The sequence below is a fragment of the Bradyrhizobium sp. Pa8 genome (assembly GCF_052588265.1).
Genome location: NZ_CP176768.1, coordinates 316,931 through 336,004, shown reverse-complemented (window position 1 = coordinate 336,004; position 19,074 = coordinate 316,931). Strand labels below are relative to the sequence as shown.

Annotated in this window: 20 protein-coding genes and 6 pseudogenes; 13 read left to right on the top strand and 13 right to left on the bottom strand. The window is 60.3% G+C overall.

What is annotated here, in order from left to right; translation table 11 throughout:
• Positions 1 to 51 precede the first annotated feature (51 nt).
• From ACKWRH_RS46845 to ACKWRH_RS46835, 3 genes and pseudogenes are all read right to left on the bottom strand, one after another.
• A complete protein-coding gene (locus ACKWRH_RS46845; RefSeq protein ID WP_445222753.1) occupies positions 52 to 417 on the bottom strand; it encodes a globin domain-containing protein in 366 nt (121 codons plus the stop codon).
• A 417-nt stretch (positions 418 to 834) separates the two neighbouring features.
• Positions 835 to 1,663: pseudogene (locus tag ACKWRH_RS46840) on the bottom strand (outer membrane protein).
• A 212-nt stretch (positions 1,664 to 1,875) separates the two neighbouring features.
• Positions 1,876 to 2,718, bottom strand: a complete 843-nt coding sequence (locus ACKWRH_RS46835) for an IS5 family transposase (RefSeq protein ID WP_445222752.1) — start codon at positions 2,716 to 2,718, stop codon at positions 1,876 to 1,878.
• A 397-nt stretch (positions 2,719 to 3,115) separates the two neighbouring features.
• Here ACKWRH_RS46835 and ACKWRH_RS46830 point away from each other — a divergent pair, with 397 nt between their 5' ends.
• Together ACKWRH_RS46830 and ACKWRH_RS46825 are read left to right on the top strand one after the other, a co-directional pair.
• Positions 3,116 to 3,607, top strand: a complete 492-nt coding sequence (locus ACKWRH_RS46830) for a papain-like cysteine protease family protein (protein ID WP_445222751.1) — start codon at positions 3,116 to 3,118, stop codon at positions 3,605 to 3,607.
• A gap of 592 nt (positions 3,608 to 4,199) precedes the next feature.
• Positions 4,200 to 4,451, top strand: a complete 252-nt coding sequence (locus tag ACKWRH_RS46825; protein WP_445222750.1) for a hypothetical protein — start codon at positions 4,200 to 4,202, stop codon at positions 4,449 to 4,451.
• Positions 4,452 to 4,622: 171 nt separating this feature from the next.
• Here the strand turns inward: ACKWRH_RS46825 and ACKWRH_RS46820 are convergent, their stop codons facing one another.
• Together ACKWRH_RS46820 and ACKWRH_RS46815 are read right to left on the bottom strand one after the other, a co-directional pair.
• Complete coding sequence (locus ACKWRH_RS46820; protein ID WP_445222749.1) at positions 4,623 to 4,958, bottom strand: hypothetical protein; 336 nt, start codon at positions 4,956 to 4,958, stop codon at positions 4,623 to 4,625.
• A gap of 614 nt (positions 4,959 to 5,572) precedes the next feature.
• Positions 5,573 to 5,716 (bottom strand): annotated as a pseudogene (locus ACKWRH_RS46815) (transposase domain-containing protein); the annotation flags it as partial.
• A 123-nt stretch (positions 5,717 to 5,839) separates the two neighbouring features.
• Between ACKWRH_RS46815 and ACKWRH_RS46810 the strand changes: the two are divergent.
• Genes ACKWRH_RS46810 through ACKWRH_RS46790 form a run of 5 tightly spaced genes read left to right on the top strand, consistent with a single transcriptional unit; the run spans position 5,840 to position 9,602 of the window.
• Positions 5,840 to 6,580, top strand: a complete 741-nt coding sequence (locus ACKWRH_RS46810) for a site-specific integrase (RefSeq protein WP_445222748.1) — start codon at positions 5,840 to 5,842, stop codon at positions 6,578 to 6,580.
• Positions 6,469 to 7,527, top strand: a complete 1,059-nt coding sequence (locus tag ACKWRH_RS46805) for a phosphoribosyltransferase domain-containing protein (RefSeq protein ID WP_445222747.1) — start codon at positions 6,469 to 6,471, stop codon at positions 7,525 to 7,527. The genes ACKWRH_RS46810 and ACKWRH_RS46805 overlap by 112 nt, the downstream gene beginning before the upstream one ends.
• Positions 7,524 to 8,273, top strand: a complete 750-nt coding sequence (locus ACKWRH_RS46800; protein ID WP_445222746.1) for a hypothetical protein — start codon at positions 7,524 to 7,526, stop codon at positions 8,271 to 8,273. The genes ACKWRH_RS46805 and ACKWRH_RS46800 overlap by 4 nt, the downstream gene beginning before the upstream one ends.
• Entirely contained in the window at positions 8,263 to 9,357 is a 1,095-nt protein-coding gene (locus ACKWRH_RS46795) for a cysteine protease StiP domain-containing protein (RefSeq protein WP_445222745.1), read from the top strand. Before ACKWRH_RS46800 ends, ACKWRH_RS46795 begins: the two co-directional genes overlap by 11 nt.
• Positions 9,354 to 9,602 carry an HpcH/HpaI aldolase/citrate lyase family protein gene (locus ACKWRH_RS46790; RefSeq protein ID WP_445222744.1) on the top strand — a complete coding sequence of 83 codons (249 nt, stop codon included), beginning with the start codon at positions 9,354 to 9,356 and terminating at the stop codon, positions 9,600 to 9,602. Before ACKWRH_RS46795 ends, ACKWRH_RS46790 begins: the two co-directional genes overlap by 4 nt.
• Here ACKWRH_RS46790 and ACKWRH_RS46785 read toward each other — a convergent pair.
• Positions 9,578 to 9,796 (bottom strand): annotated as a pseudogene (locus ACKWRH_RS46785) (IS256 family transposase); the annotation flags it as partial. The gene ACKWRH_RS46790 and the pseudogene ACKWRH_RS46785 sit on opposite strands and share 25 nt — an antisense overlap.
• Between ACKWRH_RS46785 and ACKWRH_RS46780 the strand changes: the two are divergent.
• From ACKWRH_RS46780 to tnpC, 4 genes and pseudogenes are all read left to right on the top strand, one after another.
• Positions 9,786 to 10,037, top strand: a pseudogene (locus ACKWRH_RS46780) (IS110 family transposase); the annotation flags it as partial. The pseudogenes ACKWRH_RS46785 and ACKWRH_RS46780 overlap by 11 nt on opposite strands.
• An 80-nt stretch (positions 10,038 to 10,117) precedes the next feature.
• Complete coding sequence (gene tnpA / locus ACKWRH_RS46775) at positions 10,118 to 10,564, top strand: IS66-like element accessory protein TnpA (protein WP_445222743.1); 447 nt, start codon at positions 10,118 to 10,120, stop codon at positions 10,562 to 10,564.
• Positions 10,561 to 10,917, top strand: a complete 357-nt coding sequence (gene tnpB, locus ACKWRH_RS46770; protein ID WP_445222742.1) for an IS66 family insertion sequence element accessory protein TnpB — start codon at positions 10,561 to 10,563, stop codon at positions 10,915 to 10,917. The genes tnpA and tnpB overlap by 4 nt, the downstream gene beginning before the upstream one ends.
• Positions 10,918 to 10,986: 69 nt before the next feature.
• A pseudogene (gene tnpC / locus ACKWRH_RS46765) lies at positions 10,987 to 12,380 on the top strand (IS66 family transposase); the annotation flags it as partial.
• Positions 12,381 to 12,651: 271 nt separating this feature from the next.
• Here tnpC and ACKWRH_RS46760 read toward each other — a convergent pair.
• Positions 12,652 to 13,665 carry an IS110 family transposase gene (locus tag ACKWRH_RS46760; RefSeq protein ID WP_445222741.1) on the bottom strand — a complete coding sequence of 338 codons (1,014 nt, stop codon included), beginning with the start codon at positions 13,663 to 13,665 and terminating at the stop codon, positions 12,652 to 12,654.
• A gap of 57 nt (positions 13,666 to 13,722) precedes the next feature.
• Here ACKWRH_RS46760 and ACKWRH_RS46755 point away from each other — a divergent pair.
• A pseudogene (locus tag ACKWRH_RS46755) lies at positions 13,723 to 13,881 on the top strand (transposase domain-containing protein); the annotation flags it as partial.
• A 288-nt stretch (positions 13,882 to 14,169) separates the two neighbouring features.
• Here ACKWRH_RS46755 and ACKWRH_RS46750 read toward each other — a convergent pair.
• The 6 genes from ACKWRH_RS46750 to ACKWRH_RS46725 form a co-directional block, all read right to left on the bottom strand.
• Positions 14,170 to 15,279, bottom strand: a complete 1,110-nt coding sequence (locus ACKWRH_RS46750) for an IS110 family transposase (protein WP_445222740.1) — start codon at positions 15,277 to 15,279, stop codon at positions 14,170 to 14,172.
• Between the two features lie 103 nt (positions 15,280 to 15,382).
• Positions 15,383 to 15,652: a hypothetical protein gene (locus ACKWRH_RS46745; protein WP_445222739.1), complete on the bottom strand. Its 270-nt coding sequence runs from the start codon at positions 15,650 to 15,652 to the stop codon at positions 15,383 to 15,385.
• A 32-nt stretch (positions 15,653 to 15,684) separates the two neighbouring features.
• Positions 15,685 to 15,864 (bottom strand): hypothetical protein, encoded by a 180-nt coding sequence (locus tag ACKWRH_RS46740; protein WP_445222738.1) that lies wholly within the window; start codon positions 15,862 to 15,864, stop codon positions 15,685 to 15,687.
• 36 nt (positions 15,865 to 15,900) lie between these two features.
• The gene (locus ACKWRH_RS46735; RefSeq protein ID WP_445222737.1) at positions 15,901 to 16,566 is read right to left on the bottom strand and encodes a nucleotidyl transferase AbiEii/AbiGii toxin family protein; all 666 of its coding nucleotides are present in this window, start codon (positions 16,564 to 16,566) and stop codon (positions 15,901 to 15,903) included.
• Positions 16,550 to 17,326, bottom strand: a complete 777-nt coding sequence (locus ACKWRH_RS46730; protein ID WP_445222736.1) for a helix-turn-helix domain-containing protein — start codon at positions 17,324 to 17,326, stop codon at positions 16,550 to 16,552. Before ACKWRH_RS46730 ends, ACKWRH_RS46735 begins: the two co-directional genes overlap by 17 nt.
• 83 nt (positions 17,327 to 17,409) lie before the next feature.
• Positions 17,410 to 17,718, bottom strand: coding sequence for a hypothetical protein (locus ACKWRH_RS46725; RefSeq protein ID WP_445222735.1), 309 nt, complete (start codon positions 17,716 to 17,718; stop codon positions 17,410 to 17,412).
• 674 nt (positions 17,719 to 18,392) lie between these two features.
• Between ACKWRH_RS46725 and ACKWRH_RS46720 the strand changes: the two genes are divergently transcribed.
• Positions 18,393 to 19,028, top strand: a complete 636-nt coding sequence (locus ACKWRH_RS46720) for a NodA family N-acyltransferase (protein ID WP_445222734.1) — start codon at positions 18,393 to 18,395, stop codon at positions 19,026 to 19,028.
• The last annotated feature ends 46 nt before the right edge of the window (positions 19,029 to 19,074 follow it).

The window sequence follows — 19,074 nt, the reverse complement described above, 5'->3', positions numbered from 1 at the left end:
GAGCACCGCAACTGCAGCCTCTCGGCACCGCAGTGAAACTTGCGTGACGCTCTATGTTTTCGCGGCTGACCGTAGCATCTCGGTTTGGGCCCTGGCGTAAAGTGTTCGCCAAGATTCCCGCAACTCCGGGGTGAAAGAGGTGCCCAACTTGCGGTCAAGGCTCCACATCAAGGCCTCGCCCATTGCGACATAGTGCAATGTCTGAACGCCAAGACTGGCGTGCTTATGACCTGAAAGCATGATCAGCGATTGGAACATCGATCTCTCGTCGAGTGAGGCGACCAGCGCCGTGATCATATCCAGGACCTTCATCCGCTGCCACTCGATGTCTCCGGCGAACAGTTCTCTTGCATCGGGATCTAGTTCGAGGAACCGGATGTAACACAGGTCAGCGATGTCGCGACGGATCGGCCACATCGCGTCGAACGATTCCTTATGAGGTCGACCTGATCGGGCGTCATTGGTCAGACGAGCAGGCTCGTAAAGAATTACGTTGCGTTCTCGGTGAATGATAGCGCTTTCTCATCAGAAGTGATGAGGGTGCCAAAGTCGTGGTCGCAGTTCCAGCAGTGCCTAAAGATACTGGACTTTGTGCGCATCGACGCGCTTTCATGCCGCTCGAGGTGGACTAACCCAGAGCCACAGCGAAGGGCGTTTTCCGGGATGTCGAAGCGAGATGAATGCCATGTGGAACCTCATTTTCGCTCGTGGCGCCTACATCCTTACGTCGTTCCTGAAAATGACCTATATCAATGATTGCGAGCTTGAGAGAGGAGCAACGCGCCAAGGATGTCTAGCTTCCAGTGCGATGGAACGTTTCTGTTCTGGCGATGATCAGTATATCGCGGCGACCGCGCCACCCCAGCGGTAGTTCACGCGGACCAAACCGATATCGACGTCCTGACCGATACGGGCAGTCTGACCGATACTGGCAGTCCCTGCAAAGGCGCCCGGCGGACCACCCACGAATCCGGGTGAAAAAAAGAAGTCCACGTCCCGATGCCCCATGACGGGTGATCGTACTCAATACCGATGGACCAGTTCGGAGCGAAGCCAAATTCAAGGCCCGCCCTACCGTGCCGCCCCAACGAGTTTCGCTGCCGTTGTCGATGTTCAGCCCAGACGCAGAATCGAAGACCCGGTATTTGTCGCGGACGACCGCTGCCCCACCTTTCACATAGAGCAGCACGTTATTCCAGGCATAGCCGACTTGGCCCGTGAACAGGCCGAATGCATCAAGCTTGGATTCGTCCTGGACGCCTGCGAAAGCGAGATTGCCATTGGAACCCTTGAAATCAGACCGGTTGCTCTGCGCCTCCAAGCCGAACACGGAGTTCGCTATTTGCCAGCGATAGCCGATTTGACCGCCGACCATGCCTCCCGCCGCATCATGGCACACCATTCCGACGGGCGGAGCGACGACCACGCCGCCGGTGTTGACCACGTCCCAGCATTGATGCGCGGAGCCGCCGCCGCCATTGATGCCGACGTAGAAGCCGCTCCAATCATACATTGGAATGGCCGTCGGAATGACCGCTGAGGGCACTTTGACGTAGGGCCGCGCGGCAAGATCAGCTGCAGAGGCAGGAGCGGCCAGCGCGACGAGGGCTACCCAGCAGGACTTTTTCTCATTCTCTAAACCCCAACCCCAGCAGCTTCGTATCGACTTTCCCTGTTTGGATGAAGATTGCCATGTGACATCTTCTCCATCAATTCCCAGGGTTGGTAGTTGACGAGGACCTGAGCAACCCACGTGGCTTTTAGTGAGCGCACGCGATTACGTTTGAGCGTGGCGGTCTCCGACTATCGAGATCCTTGACGCAAACCTTCTTGTACCAACACGTTGCATGATGAGCGCTATGCTAAGAGCCTGACTCAAAATTGCATTTCTGTTTTTATGGCTGCGATGCGCCTTGTCATGAGTTGGACGGAGGCGAGGAAGAGCCATGCAGTTGCGCTTTCGATGGTTCGCTCGAAGTCCTTGGCCAATCTGCGGTTGCGGCCGAGCCAGGCGAAGGTTCGTTCGACCACCCAGCGGCGCGGAAGCACCTCGAAGCCCTGTGCGGCATCGGAGCGCTTGATGATCTCGACAGTCCACCGGCCGATCTTTTCCAGCACCGCCTTGAGCTTTTCGCCGGCATAGCCGCCATCGGCGAAGATATGGCGCAGCCAGGGGAAGCGGTAGCGAATGCTGCACAGGACATCTGGCGCGCCGTCGCGATCCTGGACGTCGGCAGCGTGAACGATCGCTCCGACCAGGAGCCCTTGGGTGTCGGTGACGATGTGGCGCTTTCGACCCTTGATCTTCTTTCCCGCGTCGTAGCCGCGAGGGCCGCCACTTTCCGTGGTCTTGACCGATTGGCTGTCGATCACGCCGGCCGTCGCCGAGGCCTCCCGGCCGATCGCCTCGCGCGCCAGCATCAGGAGTGCGTGGTTGATCGATTGCCACAATCCGCTGTCGCGCCATTGGTAGAAATAGTACTGCACCGTGGTCATTGGTGGAAACAGAGTGGGCGGCAGCATGCGCCACGGCAACCCGCCGCGCAGCAGATAGAGCACTGCCTCGACGATGTCGCGATAGCTCCATTTCGGGCGCCGCCCGCGCTTGGCCCGCACAGGAAGCAACCCCTCCAGCACGACCCATTCCGCATCCGTCAAGTCGCTTGGCAAACGCAGCTCCTCTCGGGCAAACTGTGCCCGGGTGATATCAGTCCACATTCTCGATCCCTTTGATGCTTCGCAACACCAATGGAATCAGAACTCGCTGATATCACTCAACTTATTTTTCGGTCGGACACTTAGCGAGGATCCTCTCGCCGCTCTTCTCGATCCATGCGTCGACTGCAGCAGGCTCGGCTTCATGCCACCGCTCGCCGATCTGGACGCCTTTACCTGTTGTCGGCAGGCGACTGCGCTTAGTTTTAGCAGTTACGCGAATTGGCTTTTCATAATTGTGTTGCCGTAAAAGCAGGCCGAGATCTTCGCTGTGTTGCGACGCTCGCTCGGGTCCGCCCGCCCCATCACTACCAGCGAAGAGACTATTTTTTCTCGTAGTTGTTCGCGGGCCCTCGGCGCGCTATTTGCCCGGCTCGCCTTAAACTTCTGGAGCTGTGCAATGCTAAACATACAATTGAGGGTTCCGCTTGTCGGCCAAGAGCATGGCTATGATGGTCAACCGATCATGCGACGAGATCACCACGGAATTATGCGGCCGTGGGGGAGTTGGGCTTGTTGGTATGCTTCCGCTTGCATGGTGTCGTATTACTTTCGCCCGGGGCCCCGCCTGGGCTTGCCCACGCTTTGGCGCGCCGACGCAGGCCTCGACCGAAACTGTTTTCATTATTTGGCTTCGATCGAAGGATTGGAGAGGCTCGTAGAGCCACATGGCGGATTTACGCGCGATTTTATCGCCGAGACGCTGCTGAGGCGAGGGCCGATCTGGGCTGCGGTAACTCTGGGATCGGGGGATATGCATGTAGCGGTACTGACCGGCGTGAGCGGATATACGCTACACTTCAGTGATCCTTCAACCCCAGAGCGTGCAGAAATTGACTTCTTTGATCTTGAGCTCGACGAGCTTTTCGTCAAGAATCGCGATTGGCTGTGAACGCTCCGCCGCAAGTCCCCTTCGCACAGGACCTAGCCCAGCCGACACCTGACGCGGTCATTTCTGCTTGGCAAACTCTGGCAACACGGAAGCATTCATAGGATTGAACCAGGGCGATAGTTTCTTGTGCATCCAGGAAAACGCCCCTCGTCAGCCAATCGTCAGCTAGCCTGGTCTATCGAGATTGACTGCGCATTCTCGATTGTATCGGATGGAATATGACGGGCAAAGATCGATCGCACGTTGGGACTGTAAGTGCGGCGCGGGAAGGTCAAGCAGTTCGCGTTTCAGAATCCACTCTCGTCCCTTGGGCAGGCACCCAATTTTCGACTCCGTCTTGGAGCGCTCAGCCTCTTCAAGAGGCTCTAGGAACAGGAATGATCTTCCCCCGAAAAAATGGACAGGGTTAAGCTGCTTTTAGCTCCATCTCGATCGGGCTGATATAGCCGATGGCGGAGTGACGACGCTTTCGATTGTACAACAAGGTTTAAGAACGCCCACAGGACCGTTTTTCGCGAGGTACTTTATCGGCATCATGTTTGAAACTGTCGAACATACGGCTTAGAGTCGCGATGTTCAAGAAGGTTGAGGCTTGACAGAGCAGTTGCGGATGAACGGGAAATCGAAGTCGGACATGGTGAGTTTATGGAATGACTCCCGGCACTTCTTTGCCGGTGCAGCTGCATTTGAAAATCAAGCGCGCGATGTAGACATCGCCGATCTGCGCCTGGCAGGCCGAGCCAACCTTATCGAGGGTGCTGAAGAAGCGCGTGGTCTTCTAAAGGTCGCATTCTCTGTGGTAGGCCAGTACTTGAAAGCGCGAGCGTATGGCCGCGCAACTTGAGACGAGAGGAGGTTCTAATGTTCGAGGCTAAAGACTATCGCGTGTGTTGCCACCACTTCGTCACCCCGGCCAACCGCGCAGTCTACCCGGCGCAGGAGCCCTTACTAACCTACTCTGAGGCCCTTCGGCACGTGCACGCCGAGCAGGCCAAGGGCTATATGGTGGCCTGGGTCATCGACCGAGCCGGAGCAGGCGCCACCAAATGAGATCAATAGATTTCGTTGTTTCTTCGCATGCCAGCACGAACACACGTGGCTCGACGTCTAGCACCGACCAACAAGCGCTGAGCTGTTGCGAGTAAAGGCGATAAACGGTTGGCGTCATAACGACGAGGATACGATGGTCGTTCAGATGAGTCTTGATCCATCGCGTGAAAGACACTGAAGTGACATCCTCAAGCTGTTCGACTCCAAAGCGGCAAGAGCGGCTCGCTTCAAGCGATAGTTCAAGCTCCTGCGCAGCGACGTCGGGATGTCCAGTCGGCGAAACGGCCTGCGAAGGTTTCATGTCGATCTCCTAGTAGTCCTCTAACTTGAGGATTCCTTCGGTCAGTCGCCGAGAAGTAAGCATTGTCACCAACGGTCGTCCGATGGTGGTGCGCTCCGACAGCTGCGAGCGAAGGTACCTTGGATGCTCCTTGAGGTGGATGTGCCGCGTGACCCGGCAAGTGCCGTCGTTCAAACAATCGGCTGTGGATCTGACGAGTTCCCGCGCGCAACCGGCACGCGTCAGTGACTGCAAGCATTGACTTCGCACGGATTCCTTGCATGGCTTCGAATACCGCCGCGAACAGGTTCAGCGTGCTCGATGTGAGTGTTCTCCAACCTCTATGAAGGGCCTGGCACCAGCGAAGGACACTTCCTAGCGTCGCTTGTTTGTCGACACGCAGAATGGGGAAGGTGTCAACCATCACTGTCGTGACCTATTGTGGACAGTAGCCGGACGCAACCCGACGGCCCCCACAGCTTGCATGGTACAACGACAGGAGATCGTAGATGTTGGAGATCATTGATGCCGAACTCCAAGTCGCTTAAGATAAACTCCGTCCAATCAAGCCGCTCCTCAACGACAGTACGCATCCGGCCAGCACCCCGGCCAGGCGCGCCGGTCTGCCGTAGCGCTCAGGCGGCAGCCGCTTTGGACTTTCGGTCCGCCTTCCAAATCCACGGGAGCAGGTCGGCGACTCTGTTGACAGGGTAATCCGGAAGCCTGGCCAGCACGTCAGCGAGCCAGGCTTGCGGATCAACGTCGTTCATCTTGCAGGTTTATGCCGCCCGCCGAACTATGCCGAGTTGGGTCGTTTTCCCAAGAGTTCTCGCTGACCGGCGTTTGGCCGGTTCGGCATAGTTCGTTCTGTGCCTCCGCTTTCAACAGCGGAGAACAGGAAGATGGAAGTTGAAGAGTACTTGGGCAGAAGCCGGCTGTACCGGCGTCTCAGACGCGGGCCGCACGGACAGTTCGTCGAGCGCTACGCCGCTCGTCTCGTCGAAGAGAGGCTCGTTCGGCACGGCACGTGGCGTTGCCTCAACGTGGTTGGCGGGCTCCTGAGTTGGATCGCGAGCCGTCGCTACAAGTTGGTCGATCTCGATGAGCAGGTCGTTGAGCGGTACCTCCGACATCGAGGCAGGAGGCAGTCTATCCAACCCGGTGACCGGGCCGCGCTCAAGCGATGGCTGTCGGTGCTGCGCGAGGAAGGCGCGATCGCGCCGTTGGTGCTACCGTCTCTCACCCCGCACGAACGGATCTTCAAGGAGTTCGATGCCTACCTGCGATCAGAGCGCGGCTTGGCCCCGAGGTCCATCATCCGCCATCTCCCAGTCATCCGCAGGTTCCTGCACGAAGTGTGCTCCGGCGGCGCCGGCGCCCTGTGCAAGATCAGCCAAGAGGACGTGATCCGCTACGTTGAGCGCCACGCCCAGGATTGGAGTCCGGGAACAGGCAAGGCGATGTGCTGGTCGTTGCGTGCCTTTCTCCGTTACCTCCACCATCGGGGACTGAACGTACGCCCGTTGGCGGATTGCGTTCCATCGTCGCCGTGGACAAGGCGGCCTGGCCGCTGGAAAGCCTTTGCGCGTTTGCGGCGCGCGAAAATCCGCGGCGGGGATTCCTGGTCGTATCCCGCGTCCTAGGGCGCTATTTGCCCGCCACGCCGCAGATGATGCGGCAGAGCGCCCGCGATCTCGCGGCGCGGCTTCCTGACGATCTGCCGGGGCCGGTGCTCGTCGTCGGCCTGGCCGAGACCGCCGTGTGCCTTGCCCAGACGGTGCACGAGGAATTTCGCCTCGCAACGGGCCGGGTCGACATCCACTTCCTGCATTCGACGCGACAGCAACTGGATCATCCGTTGCTGTGCCGCTTCGAAGAACCGCACAGCCATGCCTCCGCGCATCTGATCTACAGGCCGGCGCTTCCGGAGCCGCGATCAGTGGTATTGGTCGACGACGAGATCTCGACAGGAACTACCCTTTGCAACCTCGCGCAGGCGCTCGCCACTGCTTGGCCACTGATCGAAGCGATGGCGGTAGCGACGCTGACCGACTGGTCGGCCGGCAAGGCGTGGCAAGCACGCATGCCGCGTCCCACGTGCATCGCGTCGCTGCTGCGCGGACGCATGGAGTGGACGCAGGAGGCGACGACGGTGCTCAACAGCGCGTTCGATACCGCTGCCGCTTCACTCGGGCGCATGGCGACGCATCGCAATTTCGGTCGGCTGGGACTCGACCGGCCCGTGGTGCCCGAGCCCGATACCGCTGTGCCCGAGATCCTCGGCCCACTGCGGATCATCGGAACCGGCGAGTTCACCTATCCCCCCTTCCTGCTGGCGGAACGCCTCGCAGAAGAAGGGCATGATGTCGTCGTGCAGGCGACCAGCCGAAGCCCCGCATTCCCCGGTGCCGCGATGGCGACCAAGCTCCGCTTTGCCGACAATTATGGAACGGGCGTGCCCAATTACCTCTACAATGCCGACCGGGCTGATGGACGCGCGAACTGGATCGCGCATGAGACCGGCGCGGCGACAATCGACCCCGGGCTGATTGCCGCTCTCCGTGCCGAACTGATCGGCTGGACGGCATGACGCGTGCCATCGCCCTGGTCGATCTAGACGACACGCTGTTCCAGACGTTGCGCAAATGCCCGCCCGATTTGCCGGCCGACCGCTTGACGCCGCTGGGCTTCGCGCGCGACGGATCGCCGCTGAGCTATGCGACCCCGCGGCAGATGCAGTTCCTGGAATGGCTGGCCGATACGACGCATCTCGTCCCCGTCACCGCCCGCAGCCTGGACGCATTGTGGCGGGCGCGCATTCCATTCCGCGCAGCGGTGTGCGCGCATGGCGGCGTCGTGCTGGATGACAGCGGTCAGGTCGACATGGACTGGGCTGCGACGATCGCCGACCGCGCCGCGCCCTTCGCGTCGCAGCTTGCTGGCCTGGCGGAGGCGATCAGGCGCAGGGCGCGCGACCGCGGCATCGCGGTCAACGCCCGTGTGCTGGTCGAGGATGCGCTGCCGCTCTACACCGTGGCCAAGCATGAAGATGCAAATGCCGCGGCACTTTTTGCGGTGGTCGACGCTGCCGTGCCGTCCTTGCCCAAGGGCTGGACGGACCACCGCAACGGCAACAACGTGGCGCTGATGCCACCCTATCTCGGCAAGGCCCATGCGGTGGCATATATCCTACCCGGCCTCCGCGCACGCTTCCCTGATGCGCCGGTGATCGGCATCGGCGACAGCCGCACCGATGCGCCCTTCATGGGCCTTTGCGATTTCGCCATGATGCCCACCCGTTCGCAGCTGGCCGGCGGCATGTTCCATGCGGACTGAGGTCGCGCCCACGTTCTCGGGCAGCTACGACCCGGCCGACGTCACCTTCCTGCTCAAGCCAGTGGTAATGGCCCCGACTTCCGTCGCCGAAAAGGAAGCGGCGATCCAGTCCGGCCGCCACCACTATTCGGAGATGATAGCGCCGGAGAGGGTGCCGGACGACAGCTATCTATCCCTCTATCACGCCGCGCTTGCGCGGAACGGTGCCCGCCTGGCGCAGGATGTCGCCACCCTCGCTGCGCAGCTCGCCGCACGCCGGCCGGGGCGCGAGCTGGTAATCATCTCGCTGGCGCGTGCGGGGACGCCGATCGGCGTCTTGCTCGCACGGACCTTGCGGGCGCACGGCCATCGCGCAGCCCATTATTCAATCAGCATTATCCGCGATCGGGGTGTCGACCGCGTCGCGCTCGCCCATATCGCCGGACGGCACGATCCGCGCGACGCGGTGTTTGTCGATGGCTGGACGGGCAAGGGCGCGATGGCCGGCGAACTTCGCGCGGCCCTGGCCAATGCGCCATTCGGCTTCACACCGAACTTAGCCGTGATCGCTGACCCTGCAGGACAGGCAGACATCGCCGCGACGGCGAATGATTATCTGATCGCCTCGGGCTTGCTGAACGGCATCGTTTCGGGCCTGGTCAGTCGCTCGATCCTCAACGCCGCGTTGGTGGGGCCGGGCGATTTCCACGCCTGTGTCACCTACCCGCAATATGCCGGTGCTGATCTCTCACGTGCGTTCGTGGACACGATCACGCCGTTGGCCGCTGGGGCGATACCGCAACGGGTAGACGGGCACGGCTCCCGCCGAGCGTCGCTGAAACAGGAATGCGATGCGATGATACGGCAGTTGCTGGCGGAAAGCGGAACGCGTGACCGCAACCGGATCAAGCCCGGCATAGCCGAAGCGACGCGCGCCCTGCTGCGGCGGGCGCCGGAACGGCTGCTGGTTCGTGATTTCGAGGATGCCGATGTGGCGCACTTGCTCTATCTTGCCGCCGCGCATGCCATTCCAGTCGACATGCTGGGCGGGGAATCGCAGTATCGCGCGGTCGCAATTATCCGTAGCCTGGGCGACGACGCATGAGCGGGGTTTCCGCCCTCGCCCTTGGCGCCACCTTGTGTATGCCCTGCACCCGCGAGGATCTGGCCGATGCGTTGCTCGGCCCCAAGCGCGTACCTGGTCTCCGGTCCGTCGTGCTGTGTCTTGAGGATGCCGTGCTCGAACGGGACCTGCCGGTCGCACTCACCCGGCTTTCATTCCTTCGTTCCGAGCTATCGCCAAATTGTGGTGACGGCCAGGCCGGTCAGGCGGCGGCGGTTGTGGGCTGACGGTCAATCGGTTTGGCGATGATCTCGATCCCATCGTTGAATGTCACACCGATGACGAGTTTTGGCAACTGGTTGTGCCCATCGAGACGACGCCAGTTTTTCTGCGCCGCCTCAAGAAGTTTTAAGGCCATCGCGAGCGCCGTCCTGTTGAACAGGCAACCCTTCGATCGGATCGTGCGGTGGCGCACGGTGGCGCCATTCGTGGCGCGGGTGATTATGGCCAATCCGTTGCGGGTGAAGGCGATCGCCCAGGCTCACGTTAAGACCGATAACATCGATGCTGGCACGCTCGCCAGTCTGCAGGCGGCGGGATACCTACCGCAGATCTGGACGCCTGACGCGGAGACCGAACGCAAGCGCTGGCTGGTGGCGCGCCGCTACCAAGTCGTGCAGCACCGTACGCGGCTGAAGAACGAGGTGCATTCGATCCTGCACGGTAAGCGGTGTTTTGACCGCACCTTTTCCTGACGTTTACGATCGGCGAGTGTGACGATCTCTGAATCGGAGATCGTGTTGTGTCTACGCTTGACCATACGCTTAAGCCGGAGGCAACGACGGCGCGCCGGCTTGAGATTATCGCGGGAACGGGCCGTCGCCGGTGGTTCTCGGCAGACGACAAGGCCCGGATGATTGAAGAGACGCTTGTTCCGGGCGCGGTGGTTTCGGAAGTTGCACGCCGGCACGGGCTTGCGCCGCAGCAATTGTTCACATGGCGCCGCCAGGCGCGGCGGCCTGCTGGAGCGGACGCCGCTACCGAGATGCCGCAGTTCGTGCCTGCGGTCGTGGAATCGGCATTGCCGGAAGGCGCAGTTCGCCGGCGACAGCGCCAGCGGACACGCCCGGTGGATAGGACCTCAGGAATCATCGAGGTTGAGATCGAAGGCGTCAGCGTCCGGGTCGGCCGTGGCGCTGACGCCAAGACGGTCGCGGTGGTCATCCGGGCGCTGAAGGCCGGCACGTGATCGGTCCGACCGGTACGGTGCGGGTGATGATGGCGACAAAGCCGGTGGACTTCCGCAAGGGCGCCGAGGGTCTGGCGGCATTGGTTCGCGAGACGATGAAGTCTGATCCGTTCTCGGGCGCCGTCTATGTCTTCCGGGCGAAGCGGGCCGACCGCGTGAAGCTGATCTATTGGGACGGCACGGGAGTGTGCCTGTTCGCCAAACGGCTCGAGGATGGCAAGTTCCGCTGGCCAAACGTGCAAGATGGCGTGATGCGGCTGTCGGCTGCGGAGTTCTCGGCATTGTTGGAAGGGCTCGATTGGCGGCGGGTTCACGCCGCGCGCGAGACCCCGGCGCCGGTACAGCCGGGCTGATCTGCGGCAGAGTGAATCAGTCCGATCGAAATGCTCGCAGGGCGCTGCGGCGCATGATGTACTCGCATCATGACGGCGACGATGGACGCGCTTCCCGACGACCCCGGCACGCTCAAGGCGATGCTGCTGGCGGAACGTGCGCGCACCGAACGGCTGGAGCAAATCATCAAGGAGTTGCAGCGTCACCGCTTTGGCCGACGGGCCGAGACGCTGCCGGAAGATCAATTGCTGTTCGGCCTCGAAGAAGTCGAGCAGACTGTAGCGAGCGGCGAAGCCGAGAACGAAGCGGCGGCACCAGCCGAGCGCGCAAGCCATGCCGCCAAGCGTCGCATCAATCGTGGATCGCTGCCGGAGCATCTGCCGCGCATCGAGATGATGGTCGACATCGACGATCATGTCTGCCCAGGCTGCCGCAACGCACTGCATAGGATTGGCGAAGATGTCAGCGAACGACTCGACATCGTCCCGGCCCAGTTCCGCGTGCTTGTTGTGCGTCGACCCAAATATGCCTGTCGAGCCTGCGAGAGCGGAGTTGTGCAAGCGGCAGCGCTGGCGCGGCTGATTGAGGGTGGGTTGCCGACTGAGGCGACGGTGGCGCAGGTTCTCGTCGCCAAATACGCCGATCATCTGCCGCTGTATCGGCAGGCTCAGATCTATGCGCGGCAGGGCATCATGCTTGATCGCTCGACCTTGGCCGACTGGGTCGGCCACGCCGCCTTCCTGCTGCGGCCGGTACACGAACGTCTGCTCGCCAGGCTCAAGGCCTCGGCCAAGCTGTTCGCTGACGAGACGACGGCGCCCGTGCTCGATCCAGGACGCGGGAAGACCAAGACCGGCCAGCTGTGGGCCTATGCGCGCGACGATCGCCCTTGGGGTGGCACCGACCCGCCCGGCGTGGCGTATGTCTACGCCCCCGATCGCAAGGCGGAGCGACCGATCGCCCATCTCACAGGCTTTGCGGGCATCCTTCAGGTCGATGGCTACGCCGGCTATCGCGTGCTCGCCGAGCGCGGCGACGTGCGACTCGCATTCTGTTGGGCCCATGTGCGCCGACGCTTCTACGAACTCGCCGCGGCCGGCCCGGCGCCGATCGCCAGCGAAGCGCTCGAACGCATCGCCGGCCTCTATGCCATCGAGAGCGATATCCGTGGCCGCAGCGCAGAGGAAAGGCGCGAGGCCAGGCTGCTGAGGAGCCGGCCGGTCATCGATGAGCTCGAGCCCTGGCTGCGCGCCAAGCTCACTCTGATCAGTCAGAAGACAAAACTCGCTGAGGCAATCCGCTATGCACTCTCGCGCTGGGAGGGCCTGACCCGCTTCCTCGACGACGGCCGTATCGAGATCGACTCCAACGTCGTCGAACGCGCGATCCGGCCGATCGCGCTAAACCGCAAAAATGCACTCTTCGCAGCTCCGATGGCGGCGGTGAGCACTGGGCCGTCATCGCCTCGCTGATCGAGACCTGCATGTGTGGATGGCTCCCGTGGTGCAAGGGTTTTGTTTGAGCAATGCGCGAAAAGTTGGCGGCTTGCATGTGTCCGGCCTACGTAAGAGGCGGCACGTTTGGCCGCCGGCCCAGATGAGATCCGCGGATCGGGTCCATAACAAACTGACGCGCTTAAGGCGCCTACAGGTCTACTGGGTGTCCCGATCTCGTCTATCACTGTCGCGTCATCTTCCCATTCAGCGCCGATGCACCACGACCGCCAGAACCCGGCTGGTCCTGGTGGCCGATACTTATGCCGTGCGGTAGGTCTCCTCTCGCGTCATCACTGCCCAGATGATCCTTGCCATTTTGTTGGCCAAGGCGACGGCAGCGAGTTTGATCGGCTTGCGAGCGATAATGCGCCCCAGCCAACTTTGAGCGAAGTTCTGCTTACCCCGCGACCAGCGTATCGTGGACATGGCGCCAATGACGAGGAGCCGGCGGATAGTGCGATCGCCCATCTTGGTGATGCGGCCCAACCGTTCTTTGCCACCGCTCGAGTTCTGACGTGGCACAAGGCCAAGCCATGCCGCGAAGTCGCGGCCTGATCGGAAACCGCGGATATCCGGCACTCCAGCTAATATCGCGCTGACGGTGATTGGGCCGACGCCCGGAACGCTGAGCAACCTGGCAGCTTCGGGTTCCGCACGGCAATGCCTTCGCATTTGAGCTTCGAGAGCATTGATCTGAGCAATTAAGGCGACGAGCTGGTCAGCCAGGATATTCAACGGTGCTCGTACCGTATCGGGGATCAGTGTCGCCGGATCGGATATCCTCTTGATGAGAGAACCGACGTGCTGAGGGCCTGCCGCTGCGATTACACCGAACTCCGCCATATGGCTCCGAATTGCGTTGATCAGCGAAACACGCTGCCGCGAAAGGAGTTCATGCGTGCGATGTGCCACCCGCGCCGCCTGTTGCGCCAATGACTTCAGGGGAGCGGAGCGAACCGCCGGTCGCGTCACCGCTTCGCAGATCGCAGCGGCGTCCGCAGCGTCGTTCTTTTGCCGCGCGACATAGGGCTTCACGTACGAAGCCGGAATCATCTTGGTGTCATGGCCAAGAGCGCGAATCTCGCGTGCCCAGTAATGCGATGATGCACATGCTTCCATGCCGACAACACAAGGCGGCAACTTGGCGAAAAAGCTCAGAACCTCCTCACGGCGAAGCTTCTTCTGGAGAACAGGGCGGCCCTTTGCATCCGCCCCATGAACCTGAAAAACACGCTTTGCCAAATCGAGCCCGACCGTCGTTACCTCGTTCATGGATGGCATCTCCTTTACGGCGATCACCGCGACCGCTTCTAGACTATGGCGCCGGAGGCGGGAGCCATCCACCTCATCAAGCTGACAAGCATCGAACCGCACGTCTATCTCGCCGACGTCATCACAAAGATCGTCAACGGTCATCCGAACAGCCAAATCGACGACCTGCTGCCTTGGGCCTATCCCGTTGCCCAGGTGCTCCAGGACGTGGCCTGAAAACAACGCTCTGATGTCCGCTGTCAAGGATTAGAACGCAGAGCATCGTCCGATCGTCGATCGGCTGTTCATAGAGATGGTCGTGCATAGGTGGAGGCGGAACCGAAGGACGTCGGTGATCAAGCTCTGATGCGCGGATTGGCTACCGCATTCCCGATTGTACGTCCAAGGTCTGCTCCTATCTTACTGCGGGCGTCGGCGCTTTTGCCGGCCACAAAGCGTCTGACGGGCATTCCCTCTGCCGTGGTCCCGCCTCCGCCCATGCACGATGATAAGAAGGGCGCCCAGTCAGGCTGTCTGCACTTGCCTGGCAACCGCCCACATGAACCCGACCAGTTCACGGGCGATAGCGGTGCAGACCACCGTCGTTCGTTTGCCGCGCGCAGCCAGCTTCCGGTAGCGCGATGTCAAGCGGCTCTGCGCTTTCCAAACAATCTCTCGCACTGCTGGCGACACCTGCTCGAGCCGGTATAGCTTCGTCTTGCCGATCTTCGGCGGGTGTCGATATGTCCAGGCGCTTTCGACCAACATGTGGCGAACACGGCCGTTGCCGGCCTTGGTGATACCACCACGCTTGACAGACTCTCCCGTCGATCGTTCGCTTGGCACCAGGCCGAGGTAACCCATAAGTTGACGCGGGCTCTCAAAACGGCTCACGTCACCAACCTCGGTCGCGAATGTCACCGCGACGACCAGATCGACGCCGCGCAATGTTTGAAGCGCCCGCACAAGCGGCTCCAGAGACCAGGCCGAGACGAACTCTTCGATCGTGCGCTCGAGCCGGTCGACCCGGTCCCTGGCGACGCGAACTGCTTCGACCATTTCTTGTAGCGCGATCTGATGTGCGGGCTGATCGAACTGCTGTTCTTGGAGCCAACGCAAATAGCGCATCGTCCAGCCCTTTTTGCGGGGATAGGTGCGGCCATGCTTGAGCATGAAGGCGCTCACCTGCTGCCGGTGGATCCGTAGCGTCTCAACCGCTGCCGATCGGGCGCGAACGAGGTCGCGCATCGCTTCGTGACCTTCATCGGGAACCCACACAGCCGTCAGCTCGCCGGCGCGTAATAGCCGCGCGAGAGAAACGGCGTCCCGGCGGTTCGTCTTCACACGATCGCCCGGCTTCCTTGGGATCAGCGATGGCGCCACCACCGTGCATTGGTGGCCGAGCGACCGGATCAGGCGATAAAGACCATAGCCGGTCGGGCCAGCCTCGTAGCAAAAATGTACACGGCCAAACCGGCTCGCGATCCGCCCTATGACGCGGCGCATGTTGGTCGCTGAAGCATCGACCTCACCGAAGAAACGAACCTCTCCCTCCCGGCCCGCGTCCGCAATCGCGACCGCGTTTCTCAGCTTGGCCACATCGATTCCGACGAATGCTTCCTTATAATCTGCCACGGCTCGTCCTCCTGTGATGAGGATCGGCTCGGTCCGCCCCGAGCAACCCTCGGACGCGTAGTGTAGGGCGAGCCACCTCATCAGCAGAGGCGGACATACGGTCTTACAGAACTGTGACTGAATTGACCTGTGTGCTCGCGGCGAACCCAGCGGCCCGGAAGACGATGTAGCCTTTCAGAGCTGGATCGGATTGGAACAGGCCGGGCATTTTCATGCCGAAGCTGGTCAAGGGGTAAAGGACGAATCCGGGCGTCTTCGCTCCGGCGGTTGCCAGATCGGTCAGCACGCGGGCCGCGACGCCAGGGCCCCCTTGTCTGGCGGCGCTGAATACGAATTCATCCAGAAGAGAAGGGCCGACGTATATTTCTTTCAACCACAGCGCCCGCGCGGTAGCGGCGCGGATGCTTAAATGTGGTGCTCGATTGCCTGCCGGTCACCTTCGCTTAATTTGGTCTCATCGAGCACAAGATCTTCGACGCAGTCCAGGCGGTTTAGTTGATTGTGTTTTGCTGCGAGAACGTCCTCGGATTGCTTGATCGATTTATCTTGAGGCACTGAAGCAGTCGCAATTTTAGGTGCTGCCAAGAATCTCCTCCCCCGCCAGCGTGAACGATTTGATACTTAGCCAGCTTCCGGAATCTGCGCCACGAGTGTCCGAACGGTGTCGAGGCAAGTCTCCTGCTCATGCTCCCATCCAGGCTGGATGTCGAGTTCGGCAAGGTCAGCCTTAAGGTAGTCGACGCGGATGCTATTGACGCGTTGAAGAAGGTCTTTCTTCTTCGACGCGACTGCGCCCAGGTTTGCGGAGAGGGTGTCGCTGTAATCCTTCTTGATGACTGCAATATCGAAGATGTCACGCGGCTTCAGCATCCTTGAACGATGGTACATCTTCTTGAGCGCGATCTCAGCCGGCGGCTCGACCATAATTGTCGGCTTCCATCCCGCTCGAATTGACGTCAGATCAATTTCTTTCTCGATCGGATCAAGATCCGAGAGAGTCCCGCTGACGATGAAGTCGATCTCTCCCTCGGGATATCTGAGCTTGAGATAGTGCGCGGCCTTGTCCCAATCGGTGCAATTCCACACTTCTGTGGTGTCGGGAGACAACAAGGCAAGGTATTGAGGATCATCGATGAACGCATCGATGTCCCGGCTCAGCCGGTGGTTGGTGTAGATCATCAGGGCTGTGCCACCACCCAGGACCCAATCGGGGACCGGCTGCCCCTGTTGTTTGAGCTCCGAAAGCCCGTCTAGCGTTCGGCCAAGAAGTTTACGCCAGCCGCTCAAGTGCCTTCTCCAATGCTGGATTGCTTTCGCCGGTCGTTGACTTCATCGATTCATAGGAAGCCGCCAAGTCTTGAATTGGAATGGCGTGGCGTTGTGCAAATTCCAGAACAAGCTCGGGGCGTACTTCCGTGAAGAACGTTGCGACATGTGCAATCCAATTTCGCCAATCTCTCGAGGTGATACGAGCCACGAGGTCGGTCGAACTCATCATTCGGCGATACGGAGCGTTCATGGTACCGAGAACGAGTTGATCGATATCACTTGATCCGAATGCGCGGCTGGAAGAGGGCAGGCTGTTATTTTCAGCGTTTGTCGCAGGACCTGTCGGTTTTTCCGTATCGAGCTCATACGCATCCGCCAAGCCGCGACGGCGATCCTCGAGGCGCTTCAGTGTCATGACATCGTTGACGAGAACCCGTCGATGCCGTCCGACCAGCCGGAAAGGAAGCTTGCCTGAGTCCATCCGTTGGTAAACCAGCGGCCGAGAGATGCCGAGAATTTCGGCCGCCTTCTCGGGAGAGATCTCGGGATCAGACTTGAGAAGGAAAACCTCACCTGTTTCAGCCAGTGCCGTGAGAATGCTTTTCATGGCATGGAGCAGAGACGGCGGCATTTCTGCTGCGACTATCTCACCATCAGCCTGGGTGACGAAGAGACCGGCGTTCTCGAGCATCGCGGCGCGGTCGAGAAATTTAGCTCCCTTTCGCGCTTCGTCACGTTCGCTACTTTCAATCTTCAGCCGGGTCAGATCTTCGGCCAAATCGGCCTCCATCTGTAATATGTGAAGTAAGTGTAATATCTGAAAGGCTTCTTAACAAGCTGTAAATCGTGCGCTCTACGCATTTACGAATTTAGCAAATCATCAACCGCCGCTAACAATTGCATAAATTGCATTCTTCGTTTTGGGACGAGTCTCTCCAATTTTGTCGCGATCGTCTCAAGGGCCAGTAAGTTCTGAGTTAGCGCCTCGCTGGGCGCGGTAAGCCATAGTTCCAGTCTTGCCGCCGTCTTCTTCGCAAGTTTTATCTTTCGATTCAATACCTTGCTGAGGTGAGGTTGCGACAACTCGCACGCCTGCGCCACGGTCGACTGGGTTGCTCCTGTCTCGCGCATTCTGGCTTCGATACGGGTCAACAAGTCAGCTGTGGGCATTGACCAATTCTATGCAATACATAATACCGGCTATTCATTGCATTGGTCGCCTTAGAACTGGGGCGAGCCGGGGAGCAGACCGAATTGGGGAGCGGCGTACCCTCCCGGTCGGCTCCCGGAAAATGGAAGCCGGCTATCGCGCGCGTGTGATGACAGCCCGTGCAGCTCTGCTGGTTGAGCCGGAGATCGTTTCAGCAAGTTCGTCCGCCATTTCGCGGAATTTCCGCTCGAGAACCTCAAGACACTGGACGAGTCCTTGTCCATCACTCACGGGCTTGCCGCATTGAATCCTGGAAAGGCCGGAGCGGTCGCCGTTAACGGAATCTCGCTTGACCGCTTCCTGTGGCGAAGGACTCGACGCCGAAAAGAAAAACCCCTCGCGATACGGTTCGGTCGAAGAGTTCGAGAAGGATCTTCGCCATCGCCTGGCGGATTGGGCCGACTTCGATATGCCCAGGATCGGCCGGGCCCCAAAGTTTCCGCGGCTGCCGCAGAGTGCATCTCAGAGGCGATCGGTGCCGCGGCTGCCTGTACGGAAAACCTTAGTATAGCTTCCGAACCTTTCCTGTGTTGGCTACTTAACACTGTAGAATTGGAACCGTTAAGCGTCGCCAGAGGTCGCAAGCGCCTGGCGTGTGCAGTCGATGAACGCCGGACATGTGTAGAAGGCGAAATTGAGTACCAAGGCGCCCGAACCTGCAGCGGAAGGAGCGACGCGACCGCGAGTGCAGTGGAGGCTGCGCTGGGAGAATGAGTTGACGCTTGCCGACCATAGCGAACTCTCCGACTTCCTCCGAAAGACTTACGGGCCGACCGGAGCATTCAATGCAGCGCGATTTGATGGCGCTCGCAGTTGGGCCGGTGCGAGGCCTGAGCTCCGTGCAATCGCCTACGACGATCGTGGTATCGCGGCTCACATCGGCGCACTGCGCCGCTTCATAAAGGTTGGAAAGAGCGATCTACTGGTGGCTGAACTCGGATTGTACGGGGTGCGCCCAGATCTTGAGGGACTTGGTATCAGCCATTCCATTCGCGCCATGTACCCGGCACTGCGGGAACTCGACGTTCCGTTCGGTTTCGGCTCAATCCGACCGGCGCTCCAGAAACATATCACAAGATTGCTCGGCCGGCAGGCCGTGGCGAGTATCCTGATAGGAGTCCGCCTGAGGTCCACCCATCCGGATGTATATCTCAACTTGCCGCCCACTCGGGTTGATGAGGACGTACTCGTCTTGGTTTTGCCAGTTTCACGGCCGTTGGGCGAATGGCCGGCCGGTACGCTGATTGATCGGAACGGACCAGAACTGTGACGCAGCTAACCTGTCTGTCCGAAACGCTGACAGCTATTCGAGATTT